Here is a 13,447-nt window from a genome sequence, read left to right as displayed (position 1 = left end):
TCATGAGCCAAATCGTTGACATTCGTGCACGTGAAATTTTGGACTCTCGTGGTAACCCAACCATCGAAGCAGACGTAATCCTAGACTCTGGCGTTGTTGGCCGTGCATGTGCACCATCTGGTGCTTCAACTGGTTCTCGTGAAGCTTTAGAACTTCGTGACGGTGACAAATCACGTTACTTAGGTAAAGGTGTTCGCACTGCAGTTCAAAACGTAAATGCTCAAATCAAAGACTTATTAAAAGGTCAAAACGTATTTGAACAAAAAGCGCTTGATGACAAAATGATTGCGCTTGATGGCACTGAAAATAAAGAAAAATTAGGTGCAAATGCAACTTTGGCTGTATCTTTGGCTGCTGCACGTGCTGCTGCAACTGAGAAAAAAACAGAATTGTTCCAATACATCGCAGACTTACGTGGTCAAACAACTTTGACTATGCCAGTTCCAATGATGAATATCTTGAACGGTGGTGCTCATGCAGATAACACTGTTGATATCCAAGAGTTCATGATTGAGCCTGTAGGCTTCACTTCATTTGCTGAATCTTTGCGTGCTGGTGCGGAAATTTTCCATGCTTTGAAATCTGTATTGAAAAAGCAAGGTTTAAACACTGCGGTGGGTGACGAAGGTGGTTTTGCACCAAACTTACGTTCAAACGAAGAAGCGATTACAGTTATCCTTTCTGCTATTGAAACCACAGGTTATAAAGCGGGTTCTGACATCATGTTAGCGCTTGACTGCGCATCTTCTGAATTCTACAAGAATGGTCAATACATTCTCGCTGGCGAAGGCAACAAAGCATTTACAAGCAACCAGTTTGCAGACTACTTAGCTGGTCTTGTAAAACAATATCCAATTATCTCAATCGAAGATGGTTTGGATGAGTCTGATTGGGAAGGTTGGAGCTATTTGACTTCTATTCTCGGTGATAAAATCCAATTGGTTGGTGACGATTTGTTTGTAACCAATCCTAAGATTTTACAACGCGGTATTGATGAGAAAGTTGGTAACTCGATCTTAATCAAATATAACCAAATTGGTACATTGTCAGAAACTTTAGATGCGATCTATCTTGCTAAAGCGAATGGTTATAGCACAGTTATTTCACATCGTTCTGGTGAAACTGAAGACTCTACAATTGCTGACTTGGCTGTAGGTACTGCTGCTGGTCAAATCAAGACAGGTTCACTTTGCCGTTCTGACCGTGTTGCAAAATATAACCAATTACTTCGTATTGAAGAGTTGACTCATGCAGCTTATCGCGGTAAAGCTGAATTCAAAGGTCTGAATTAATCTCTTTGAAATGTTAGAAGTCTTTAAAACTACTTCAAGTAAAGTGATTGCAATACTGGCGATTTTAATCGTTGCAGTATTGCAATATCGCTTCTGGTTTGGTGAGGGAGGTCATTTTCCTCACCAAGCTTTAGTACAGCAAATTGAACAGCAAGCTGAAGTCAATGCTGATCTAAAAGAACGTAACCGTATCCTCGCTGCTGAAGTGTATGATTTGAAAAATGGTTCTGAGGCCATAGAAGAACATGCACGTTTAGATCTCGGTCTAGTGAAGCCACATGAAACATTTGTACAAATGAGTACGATTAGTACCCATTATAAGCAGATTTATACAGATCCAAATGTAGACTTAAGAACCAATGAAGACGATAACGAACCTGTACCAGACCAACCGTAAAATTTGGGCAATTGTCCCGGCTGCTGGCTCAGGTCGTCGTTTTTCAAAAACAGAACTTAAGCAATATCAAATTATTCAAAATAAAACAGTCTTAGCGCATACCATCGACCGTTTAAATGAATTGCCACTTGCGGGTTATGTACTTGCAATTGGTGAGCAAGATCATTATGCCCAGACATTGGCTTTAAAAAATAAACATTTAAGTCATTTTTGTTTAGGTGGCAATGAACGTGTTGACTCCGTGCTAAATGCATTAAGCTATCTCGAACGATTTGCCCAACCTGATGATTTTGTCTTTGTACATGATGCTGCACGTCCATGTGTAACGCGTGAGTGTCTTGTCGATCTACTTAATACAGCAATCAACTTAAATAGCAATGCAATTCTTGCAATCCCTGTGAGAGATACCTTAAAGCGTGTTGATCAGCAACATAGTATTGTTAAAACAGTGAATCGTGATCAATTGTGGCAAGCACAAACGCCTCAAATTTCAACATTTTCAATTTTAAAAACAGCCATTGAAACAGCGCTTAACGATGGAGTCATGATTACAGATGAAGCGAGTGCTTTAGAACATAGTAATCACAATGTCCAAGTCGTGATGGGGCGTTCAGATAATATTAAAATCACTTATCCTGACGATTTAGAGTTGGCGAAGTTAATTTTACAATCACAAATGATGCATTAAAAAACTGAGAAATTAAAAATAATTCTCAAAGGATAGATGTTCTCCTTGAATATTTATCTCTATAATTTGGCTAGATTAAGCTAGGTTTAAGATTTGCATTCATGACACCATCGCCCCAGTATAAGTTTTTACGTCAGTCCGTTCGAGATGGTTTAAGTATTAATCAGAAGATGTCGAGATGGGATAAATTGCATCTTGACCCATGGTTATTGGGCTTATTAATCATCAATGCTGTTCTTGGTTTGTTGATGGTTTACAGTGCTTCTTCGGAAGACATGACTATGGTGATTCGTCAAGCTGTCAGCTTTGGTGTGGGTTTTGTTTTATTGTTTGTCTGTGCACAGATTCCACCCAAAGTTTATCAAGCGATTAGCCCATGGTTCTATCTATTTGCCATTCTATTACTGATTTTGGTCTTGCTGATTGGTGACGTACGCTTAGGTGCAAAACGTTGGTTAACCATACCTGGTATTGGCAGTATGCAACCCAGTGAGTTTATGAAGTTTGCAATGCCTTTAATGATGGCATGGTATTTTGCACGAAATCCTTTACCTCCCAAGTTTAGACATATTGTGGTGGCTTTGATGATTATGGTAGTGCCATTTGTATTGGCACTTCTGCAGCCAGACTTGGCGATTGGTATTGTGATTGGTGGGGTTTTCGCCTTATTTCTCAGTGGCATGTCATGGACTTTAATTATTGGTACACTGGCTGCATTAGCAATGGCTTTTCCATTAATTTGGACATTTGTCTTGCAAGCATATCAAAAGAAACGAATTATGACTTTGTTTGATCCTGAGTCCGATGCACTGGGAGCTGGTTGGAATATTATTCAGTCTAAAATTGCAATTGGTTCGGGGGGCATGACAGGGCGAGGATTCTTGGAAGGGACACAGTCTCAATTAGGCTACTTACCAGAACACCATACCGATTTTATCATGTCGACATATGCAGAAGAATTTGGCTTTATTGGAGTATTTTTCTTATTTGCCTTGTATACCGCGATGATTTTTAGATGCATGATCATTAGCTTAAATAGCTTTCATAATTATGGACGTCTTTTAGCTGGAACAATTGGCTTATCCTTATTCTTCTATGTTTTTGTAAACTCTGGTATGGTGAGTGGAATTTTGCCTGTAACAGGCGATCCTTTACCTTTGATGAGTTATGGCGGTTCAGCCGTGATTGCTTTGTTGGCAAGTTTTGGGATTGTGATGTCCATTCATACCCATCGATGATTTTATCCTTAAGCTGATAATGACAAAGCTCGCTGAATCTTTATAGATGAAGCGAGCTTTTTTAATTTAAGCGATATGATCAGTCATAATTATCTACTTTAACCTGAGTTCGATAAAAATTCTTGATGAAATATGATACTCGGAAACGTCATCCGCAACTGTTTGAGGCAGGACTGCTTCTATAAAGTATTGTTTCTGCGACTGATTAAATATGTTGCTGGTGGTTGACGAGTTTTGCGGGTGACAATGGTTTTGCGTACTTTTCCCGAAAGAAAAGTATGGCGAGCCGCAGGCTGTTCCTGAAATTGGGTGAGAACTCAGCAAGACTCCGTCGAGACTTATTGTTTTTCAATGAGTTGAAGATGCGGTTTCATCGAACTCACGTTACTTTATCATTAGACTGGCTGAATATTTATACAAATGATTCATTCAAAGTGAGTTTTTCAGCAGATTAGCGCTATATGTATGCGATTTAATTCAGGAATGTATAAGAAGCGTAAAGGGATAAAATATATTCTATAATCATTATTAGTGAATATGCGTGCTTTCTGAGCTGAGCAAGACTTTTATCACAACACTGTTTGCAAAAGCGAGACACCTTAATATGTGTTCTAAGAAAAAATTTGCTATTAGAAGATATAAAACTAAATAATTCAAAAGTATAAACCATAGTGACAGTTCCATACGAAATCTGTGTTGCCAAATTATTTCTAAGTGCTACATTAAAAGAGTGGCAAAAATTCAGATTAGAATAGATAACTTTTTATTATAAGACGATAAATTCGTATAAGGTCGGTTCAGTATGCATATCATCATCATGGGCGCAGGTGTTATTGGTACAACATCGGCATATTATCTCAAACAAGCGGGTCATGAGGTCACTGTAATTGACCGTCAACCGAATGTAGCACTTGAAACAAGTTTTGCGAATGCAGGTCAAATTTCTCCAGGTTATGCCTCTCCTTGGGCTGCTCCAGGGATTCCTTTAAAAGCATTTAAATGGATGTTTCAACCCCATTCGCCGCTCGCCATTAAACTAACTGGAGATATGTATCAGTATCAGTGGATGGTACAAATGTTAGCTGAATGTAATATCAATCGCTATCAAATCAACAAAGAGCGAATGGTGAGAATTTCAGAATATAGCCGTGATTGCTTAGATGAACTGCGTGCAGAAACCCAAATTCATTTCGATGAACGTCAGCTTGGGACATTGCAACTGTTTCGTAAGCAGCAGCAATTAGATGTGGCAGGCAAAGACACAGAAGTATTAAAGCATGAAGGTGTGCCATTTGAATTATTAGATAAAGCTGGTGTGATAAAAGCAGAACCTGCATTGGCGCATGCGACTGTTGATTTTGTTGGTGGTTTGCGCTTGCCTAATGATCAAACAGGGGATTGCCAAAAATTTACCACTGAATTAGCAGAACTCGCTGCGCAGCAAGGTGTAAATTTTCTTTTTAATACAGTGATTGAAACAATTGAAAAAGATTCAGATCGAATTACAGCCATTAAACTCAAAGATGGCAGTACATTGAAAGGTGATGTTTATGTGATGGCATTGGGCAGTTATAGTCATGAGATGTTAAAACAACTCAATATTGATGCGCCCGTATATCCTTTAAAAGGTTATTCGATCACCACAAAGATTATTGATCCAGCATTATCACCAATCTCCACGATCTTAGATGAGTCTTATAAAATAGCTTTAACACGTTTTGATGACCGTATTCGAGTTGGAGGAATGGCTGAAATTAATGGTTTTGATCGCTCTTTAAAATCAAGTCGTGAAGATACCTTGCTGATGGTACTCCAGCAATTATTTCCAAATGCCAGTGATATTACGGATGCACATTTTTGGACGGGTTTAAGACCTGCAACACCTGATGGTACGCCGATTGTTGGTAAAACCAAGTATCAAAACCTATATACCAATACTGGACATGGCACATTGGGTTGGACCATGTCTTGCGGTTCAGCAAAACTACTCTCCGATATTATTTCAGGAACAACACCACAAATTGAATACGATGATTTGAACGTGTTTCGATATGATGCAGTAAATAATTAATTACATTTAAGAAAGAACAAATGAGTCAACATATTTTGGAACACGAAATCACATTCAGCAATCAACACTTTTGGCATTGGTTTATTGCATTATTACGTGGTTTTGATGAAGAAAAAGAATTAAATTTGGATGAAGCGATTGAGGAGAAGACAGGCTTAGACCTTTATAGCAAAGAGATTGAAACATGGTACAGATCTTTTTTACCTGAACATACTGATCGGGCAATGCGGCATTATCATTTAGCAATTCATTCTAAACTCTACGTTGATATTCAATTTACATCAGAGGAAATTCGTTATTTTCTCAATGATCTGTATATCGGCAATATTGGTGGGCATTTTGAAGCATGGTTTTTGAGTTTGAAAGAGTTTCAACGCTTACAATCGACGGATTTAGATTTCTTATTATTGCTACCGATGCTCGCTGTTGAACAGAACCAGTTAAAGGTTGTCAAAGAGCTGATTGCCAAGCGATTATCGAATATAAAATCTTTTCAAGGTCATGAAGAATATATTGCCAGCTGTATAGTGAATGGTTTGATCATTCAAAATGATTTTTATCTGGATGAGGCTGTTGGAGTGTGTAATCACCAAAATCATAGTGTACGTAATTTGCAACAGCACCCTGATGATATGGAATATATCCAAAAGTTAAATAAACTGTTAAATACAATCTAAAGATTAGGGGCTGTGGACAATTCGTCTATGTTTGCGACTAGGTGTGTTTTTTAGGTGATTCTAGACGCGAAATACGAAATTTAGTCATTCTAAATGAGTAGTTCGTAACGACGAAGCGCCAAAAAACACGCTAGTCCCGAAGGGTTGTGGCTAAAATTATCCCAGGTTACGTTATGAAACTTAAAAATAGTCTCGCTATTCTCTTCGTTTCATGCCTTGCCTGCTCAATTTTAACCTACAACGCAAGCCATTTATGAAATGTCCACTGCCCCTAAATTTCAGACTACAGTTGATCGACTTTACAGTCCGATAATGGGTAAAGTGGAATAAGATCAGATGTAATCACAAATTTAATCAACAAATCTAGTCAAGACTATCGAGTAGAAAATGAATGCGTTAAAAGTTTTACGTTTTGCTGTAGATGGTATAGCTGTAATCGCGAATACTCAGAATCGTCAGATTCAACATTTATTAGATAATTTCTCAGCTTATGCCTATGAGTCAGAATTTGAAAGAATAATGTATTTTTCCGCGACTGATTTATACGTAGAATTAAAACTGGATGCGTCACATATACAATTGTTGGTCAATTCTTGGGCAGGTGAGACTTATATACAATGCAATATGAGTGTAGAACTCAGTGAAGCATTGGTTTCTGAAAGTGGAGTCGCGTTGATTTTAACTGAGCAAGATATTGATGAAGCTATTTGGTTGGAGCACTTATACGCTGAAAATATGGCTGAACTCGATGTAGCATTAACCAAAATTGAGCAAACAGCACAATTAGAACAAAACAGTATTCAAGCTTATATTTTAAGATTCTTGACGGACGAGGATAAACAGCAATTTTTAGCAGAGTTTGGTAAAGCAGAATAATTTTTACGATTCATTACCGCAAAAGTGTATCTATTTTATTCAAAATGGCATATACATTGCTATATAAAAGGAAAGATGATTGCAGGAGAGAAGTCTCTTGTAGACTCGCCGAAGGAGCAACGACCCCGGAAACTCTCAGGCAAAAGGACTGTAATTATTGTAAAACCTCTGGAGAGAAGTCATTCTATTGAAAACAAAAAAGAAATGGCTCACCGAAGGGGAAGGTAAAACCTAAATAGTTTAGGTTTTTATCGAAGCTCTCAGGTACACATGACAGATGGGGCATACATTGACAATGTAATGAGAAGAATTACATTTCAAAGGAGTGTGTGTATGTGTCATGTGGTCATAATTGGTTCGGGTATTACAGGTGTAACCTCAGCTTACGAACTTGCTCAATTAGGTTATCAAGTAACTGTTATTGATAAACATTTATTTCCTGCTATGGAAACCTCATTTGCCAATGGTGGACAACTCTCTGCGTGTAATGCAGAAGTATGGAATCAAAAGTCTACGGTACTCAAGGGCATTAAATGGATGGCAAAAAAAGATGCACCATTGTTGCTCAATCCTTCTTTTGACTTACATAAATATGCTTGGTTAGTAGAATTCCTCGGTAATATCAAACACTATGAAACTAATACACAAGACACGGTCAGAATGGCGCTGTTAGCACGTCAAAGATTGTTTAGCATTGCTGAACAAGAAGGGATTGATTTTGATTTAGAAAAACGTGGAATTTTGCATTTCTATCATTCTGAATATGATTATAAAGTTGCAACCAGTGTCAATGCATTGTTATGTAAAGGTGGTCTAGAGCGTCATGCCGTTACCAATGAGGAAATTAAATCCATTGAACCCAGTTTAACTGGTGAATATTACGGTGGTTTTTATTGTCCAGGTGATGCAACAGGTGATATTCATAAGTTTACGACAGGTCTCGCCAAAGCCACTGAAAAATATGGGGTAAAATATTTATTTGGTATGGAAGTCGTGAATGTTGAACACACTGCAAATGGCGTTAATATTCAATACCACCCAAGTGTTGAAAATATGGAAGGTCATTCGGTTGCTATTGAGCAATTGAGTGCTGATGCAGTTGTGATTTGTGGCGGAGTCGGCAGTTATCAACTAGCCAATCAACTTGGTGATCGTGTGAATGTTTATCCTGTAAAAGGTTATTCAATCACTGTACAGCTTAATGATGAAAAAAGTATCAATGGTGCACCTTGGGTCAGTTTGCTCGATGAAAGTGCAAAAATTGTAACGTCTCGTTTAGGTGCGAATCGCCTACGTATTGCAGGTACTGCGGAATTCAATGGTTATAACCGTGACATTCGTTCTGATCGTATTCAGCCTTTGACAGATTGGGTCAATAAAAATTTTGATATATCGACAGAGCATTGCGTGCCTTGGGCAGGGTTACGTCCAATGATGCCAAATATGATGCCTGTGGTAAAACGAGGTAAACGTGAACGTGTATTCTATAACACAGGGCATGGGCATTTAGGTTGGACATTATCTGCTGCAACTGCTGTAATGATCAGTCAAGAAGTTGCAAGCTCACATCCTTTATAAAGATAAGCCTTATAAAACTAAAGAAAGCATTGATATGCTTAATTGCAAAGAGCGGATATAAGCCACTCTTTGCAAATCTACGTATTCTATTTTAAAGACGAGTAATCACATCTTTTTGAGCTAAACGAGATTTGGGCAATTTAGCGTTGAAATCGACATCACTGCGATAACCGAGTGTCATAATGACAGAAGGAATTAAATTCTTTTCAGTTAAACCCAATTCTTCAGTTAAAATTGCTTCATCAAAACCACCAATCGGGGTAGCATCTATGCCTTCAATCCCTGCGGCTAAAAGCATTTGCCCAAGTGCAATAAAGGTTTGATTTTCAGCCCAGCGCTGAATGTCTCCTTTTTCATTTCGATAATAAGAAACATAACCTGAACGGCTTTCTTTTTGTCCTTGCTTGGCTTTTTCATCTTTAAAGCGCCCACTAAGATCATCTTGTTGTAACAAATCTGCCAGATGCTGTTCACTGATATCTGCTTGGGTGCAGAATACAATTGTATGTGATGAATCTAATACTTTGGGTGCGTTATAGGCATATTTACCAACAAGGGCTTTTGCAATGCGTTGTTTAGCCTCATCATGATCTGCAATAAAGAAATGCCATGGCTGAATATTAATTGAAGAAGGTGTTAAACGTAAGATTTCAACTAAACGCTCGAATTGTTCTTGAGGAATTTTCTTTGTCGCATCATAAGCCTTGGTGGTATAACGTGTTTTTGCTACCGTCAGTAGATCCATGAAATTATCTCATATATCGTAAATTTTCGATATATTCTATGCTAAAACGCCTCAAAGTGAATGTTAAAATCGTAAATAAACATGAAAATCATGAGTGAATTAAAATGCTTGTATAAATTTTAACTATAATTTTCAATCTTTAGATGCTAAAAACCTGATTCATATCATTGCTTTTATTAGAATTCTTGAAAATAAAGTTTTGAGTTGCTTTCTGAATGGATTTACGACTTCTTCATTTTTAAACCTTTGTTATTACATAAATATAATTTTTGAAGGTCATAACTGTAAATCTACATTTACAAATCATAGAAAGTTTAAATAGTTTGTGTGGTATATCCCAACAAATTATAGATATTCAATTTAATCCTGCCAATGAAACAGGTTTTCATCATTGTGAGTTGGAGATTGCAATCAAGTTTGTAGATGTCGAGGAAAAAATAAACAATTTTGGACGATATGTTTTGTTGAGTTATTCTTGAATCACCCATTGAATAAAATGCCATTTCCCAGTTTCATCTACCTCTAAAATCATGGCTTCTGAGGTTTTTTCTCGCCAATCGCCAAGGACAATTCGAGGTTTATTCTTTACATCGTGGATTGCGGGACGATGGGTATGTCCATGAATCAAGATATCCGTATTTTCTAAAGCCTGTTCTACAGCCTTTGAATTGACATCCATAATTTCATAAGATTTATTTTGCTGAGATTCACGACTTCGTTTACGAAAACCATTGGCAAGTTTTTGTCTAAAGTTTAGTGGTGTACTTTTTAAGATTTTTAATACAAGAGGATTACGAATGACTTTCTTAAATCTTTGATAAGCAACATCATCAGTACATAAGGCATCGCCATGTTCTAAACGAAAATGTGTTTGCGCGATTGTCAGTGTGTAAATATCAGGCAGCAGTTTGCCATTGAATTGATCAAGAAATGCTTGCCCTAAAGCAAAATCACGATTGCCGACTTGAAAGTAAATTTGATTACCTGCTTGGTTAAATTGTTGTAAATGTTGAACAACTTCATCTAGCCATGGTGCAGTATAATCGTCGCCAATCCAAGCATTAAACCAGTCACCCAGAATAAATAATTGAGTATTTTGAGTTTTATATTGATCCAATAAATCAAAAAACCCTCGAACCAGTCGAGGGTGTTCTGGTGACAAATGTAAATCAGCGATAAACAGATAGGTCACTTTTTTTCCTATAAAATTATCCTACTCAGCAGCATCTTATGACAGGACAAGCTACATTGTTGTTCTTTAATCAAAGAACACAGCCTAGGATTTATTTATTATTCAGCAATGATTTTTGCAGATTCGATAACCACATTTTCAAGCGGAACGTCAGCGTGGTAACCACGGTTTCCTGTACGCACACCTTTAATTGCTTCAACAACATCCATACCTTCAGTCACTTTACCAAATACGGCATAACCCCAGCCTTGTGCAGTTTTACCTGTATGGTTAAGGAAAGAGTTATTTTTTACGTTGATAAAGAATTGTGCAGAAGCAGAGTGAGGTGCTTGTGTACGTGCCATCGCAATCGTACCTTCGTCATTGCTCAAACCGTTGTCAGCTTCATTTTCAATTGAATCACGCGTTGTTTTTTCTTTGAAGTTTTCATCCATGCCACCGCCTTGGATCATAAAACCGTCAATAACACGATGGAAGATTACGCCATCATAAAAACCATCACGAACATATTCTAAAAAGTTAGCAACAGTTTTTGGTGCTTTTTCAGAGTTAAGTTCAAGAACAATACGTCCTTTGTTGGTGTTTAATTCGACTTGAGGAAAACTCATTCTATAATCTCCTAATCATGACGAAAAATGTCATGGGTTTTTGGTTGAGAGAAGCATAAGCAAACTGTAAACTACATAGCAAGTAAAAATGTGAAATTCTTTTGTTAAAAAGGATAAAATCGCATTTTCTATATTCAATTTTAACTTTTAGAAGTGATTTATCAACTATGAAGCCAAATGATGTTGTTTCAGAACTGCCGAAAAGCCCGACAAATAATGCCAGCCCTGTCGATAATGCGCAGCAAGAACAACAACCGGGCTTAGATTTCGTACGTCAAGTGATTACTGATGATCTATCAACAGGTCGTACACAACAAGTCGTGACTCGTTTTCCACCTGAGCCAAATGGATATTTGCATATCGGTCATGTTAAAGCGATTTGCTTGAATTTCGGTATTGCCGAAGAATATGAAGGTTTATGTAACTTACGTTTTGATGACACCAATCCTGATGCTGAAGAACAAGAATATGTCGACGGAATTGCCAACGATGTAAAATGGTTGGGCTTTGAATGGAATGGCGAACCACGTTATGCATCAAGCTATTTTGACCAATTGCATGCTTGGGCAATCCAGTTAATCAAACAAGGTGATGCTTATGTAGATTTGCAAAGCCCTGAAGAAATTAGAATTAATCGTGGTAATTTCGTAGAGCCAGGTAAAAACTCACCTTATCGTGATACTTCTGTTGAAGAGAATATTGTTCGTTTTGAAAAAATGAATAATGGTGAATTTGCAGAAGGCGAAGCAGTATTGCGTGCCAAGATTGATATGACATCTCCAAATGTGCATATGCGTGATCCAATTTTATATCGAGTACTTCATTCAGAACATCATCAAACAGGTGATAAATGGAAAATGTACCCAATGTATGACTATGCGCATCCATTGTCAGACGCGATAGAAGGCATTACACACTCTTTATGTACATTGGAATTCCAAGATCATCGTCCATTCTACGATTGGATTGTTGAAAAAGTTCATTCTAAAGCTGTGCCACGTCAGTATGAGTCTAGCCGTTTAAACGTAGATTACACCATTACGTCTAAGCGCAAATTACGTAAGTTGGTTGAAGGCAATTATGTTAATGGTTGGGATGACCCACGTATGCCAACTGTTGTGGGCATGCGTCGTCGTGGATTTACTCCTGAAGGTTTACGTGATTTCTGTAAGCGTGTTGGTGTGTCTAAAACGGATGGTATTGTTGATGTGGCAATGCTGGAGTTCTGTATTCGTCAGTCGCTTGAAAATACAGCAGCGCGTGGTATGGCTGTATTAAATCCTTTGAAAGTAACATTAACCAATTTACCTGCGGATATGGAACTCAATCATGCACGCCATCCAAATGTTGATATGGGTGATCGCATTATTCCTTTAAGCACAGAAATCTATATTGATCGTAAAGATTTTGAAGAAGTGCCACCAAAAGGCTTTAAACGTTTGGTTCCAGATGGTGAAGTTCGTTTACGTCATGCCTATGTGATCAAATGTGACGAAGTAATTAAAGATGAAAATGGTGAAGTTGTTGAGCTGAAATGTTCAATTGACCCTGAAACTTTAGGTAAAAATCCAGAAGGTCGTAAAGTAAAAGGCGTTATTCATTGGGTCTCTGCAACTCAAGGGATACCTGCCGAAGTGCGTATTTATGATCGTTTATTTACAGAAGCTGCGCCTGATGCTGATGATGATTTCTTGAAGTTTTTAAATCCTGAATCTTTAAAAATCGTACAAGCAGTGGTTGAACCTGCTTTGGCTCAAGCAAAACCAGAAGATCGTTTCCAATTTGAACGAGAAGGTTATTTTGTTGCAGATCAATATGACCATGCAGCTGAAAAACCTGTGTTTAACCGTATTCTAGATTTGAAAGACAGCTTTAAGCCGGGTAAATAGCGTGAGTTGGATGCAACCACATCTTCAACTCATTGAAAAAAAATAAGTCTCGACGGAGTCTTGCTGCGTTTTCACCCAATTTAAGGATCAGCCTGCGGCTAGCCCTACTTTTCTTTCGGGATGAGGAGCGAAGCTCCGCAAGGCTAACCATCTTGCGCAGCGATATCGCTGCTCACCGCAAAACTCGTCAACCACC

Annotated in this window: 12 protein-coding genes and 1 riboswitch; of the genes, 9 read left to right on the top strand and 3 right to left on the bottom strand. The window is 37.9% G+C overall.

Features of this window, described 5'->3' with window-relative positions; translation table 11 throughout:
- Positions 1–2 precede the first annotated feature (2 nt).
- From eno to AC1Z3T_RS03445, 8 genes are all read left to right on the top strand, one after another.
- Complete coding sequence (eno, locus tag AC1Z3T_RS03480; protein ID WP_100885325.1) at positions 3–1,292, top strand: phosphopyruvate hydratase; 1,290 nt, start codon at positions 3–5, stop codon at positions 1,290–1,292.
- Between the two features lie 10 nt (positions 1,293–1,302).
- Entirely contained in the window at positions 1,303–1,689 is a 387-nt protein-coding gene (gene ftsB, locus AC1Z3T_RS03475) for a cell division protein FtsB (protein WP_004830565.1), read from the top strand.
- Positions 1,652–2,377: a 2-C-methyl-D-erythritol 4-phosphate cytidylyltransferase gene (gene ispD, locus AC1Z3T_RS03470; protein WP_100885324.1), complete on the top strand. Its 726-nt coding sequence runs from the start codon at positions 1,652–1,654 to the stop codon at positions 2,375–2,377. Before ftsB ends, ispD begins: the two co-directional genes overlap by 38 nt.
- A gap of 101 nt (positions 2,378–2,478) precedes the next feature.
- Positions 2,479–3,615 carry a rod shape-determining protein RodA gene (gene rodA, locus AC1Z3T_RS03465; protein ID WP_004830568.1) on the top strand — a complete coding sequence of 379 codons (1,137 nt, stop codon included), beginning with the start codon at positions 2,479–2,481 and terminating at the stop codon, positions 3,613–3,615.
- A gap of 802 nt (positions 3,616–4,417) precedes the next feature.
- Positions 4,418–5,686: a D-amino acid dehydrogenase gene (locus tag AC1Z3T_RS03460; protein WP_004830569.1), complete on the top strand. Its 1,269-nt coding sequence runs from the start codon at positions 4,418–4,420 to the stop codon at positions 5,684–5,686.
- A 20-nt stretch (positions 5,687–5,706) separates the two neighbouring features.
- Entirely contained in the window at positions 5,707–6,363 is a 657-nt protein-coding gene (locus AC1Z3T_RS03455) for an Imm19 family immunity protein (protein WP_100885323.1), read from the top strand.
- 387 nt (positions 6,364–6,750) lie between these two features.
- Complete coding sequence (locus tag AC1Z3T_RS03450; RefSeq protein WP_483396464.1) at positions 6,751–7,239, top strand: hypothetical protein; 489 nt, start codon at positions 6,751–6,753, stop codon at positions 7,237–7,239.
- A 72-nt stretch (positions 7,240–7,311) separates the two neighbouring features.
- Positions 7,312–7,400: riboswitch (glycine riboswitch) on the top strand.
- Positions 7,401–7,572: 172 nt separating this feature from the next.
- A complete protein-coding gene (locus AC1Z3T_RS03445) occupies positions 7,573–8,817 on the top strand; it encodes a D-amino acid dehydrogenase (protein WP_004830572.1) in 1,245 nt (414 codons plus the stop codon).
- Positions 8,818–8,908: 91 nt separating this feature from the next.
- Here AC1Z3T_RS03445 and nfsB read toward each other — a convergent pair whose 3' ends face one another.
- The 3 genes from nfsB to AC1Z3T_RS03430 all read right to left on the bottom strand — a co-directional run bounded on the left by nfsB (position 8,909) and on the right by AC1Z3T_RS03430 (position 11,362).
- A complete protein-coding gene (gene nfsB / locus AC1Z3T_RS03440; protein ID WP_483396463.1) occupies positions 8,909–9,562 on the bottom strand; it encodes an oxygen-insensitive NAD(P)H nitroreductase in 654 nt (217 codons plus the stop codon).
- A 469-nt stretch (positions 9,563–10,031) separates the two neighbouring features.
- Positions 10,032–10,754, bottom strand: a complete 723-nt coding sequence (locus AC1Z3T_RS03435) for a UDP-2,3-diacylglucosamine diphosphatase (RefSeq protein WP_151780290.1) — start codon at positions 10,752–10,754, stop codon at positions 10,032–10,034.
- 98 nt (positions 10,755–10,852) lie between these two features.
- Positions 10,853–11,362 carry a peptidylprolyl isomerase gene (locus AC1Z3T_RS03430; RefSeq protein WP_004830577.1) on the bottom strand — a complete coding sequence of 170 codons (510 nt, stop codon included), beginning with the start codon at positions 11,360–11,362 and terminating at the stop codon, positions 10,853–10,855.
- 167 nt (positions 11,363–11,529) lie between these two features.
- Between AC1Z3T_RS03430 and AC1Z3T_RS03425 the strand changes: the two genes are divergently transcribed.
- On the top strand, positions 11,530–13,251 hold the full coding sequence (locus AC1Z3T_RS03425) for a glutamine--tRNA ligase/YqeY domain fusion protein (protein WP_252048741.1): 1,722 nt from the start codon (positions 11,530–11,532) through the stop codon (positions 13,249–13,251).
- The last annotated feature ends 196 nt before the right edge of the window (positions 13,252–13,447 follow it).

This window comes from Acinetobacter sp. B-6 (assembly GCF_056930735.1).
This window is presented reverse-complemented; position numbering and strand designations above follow the sequence as displayed.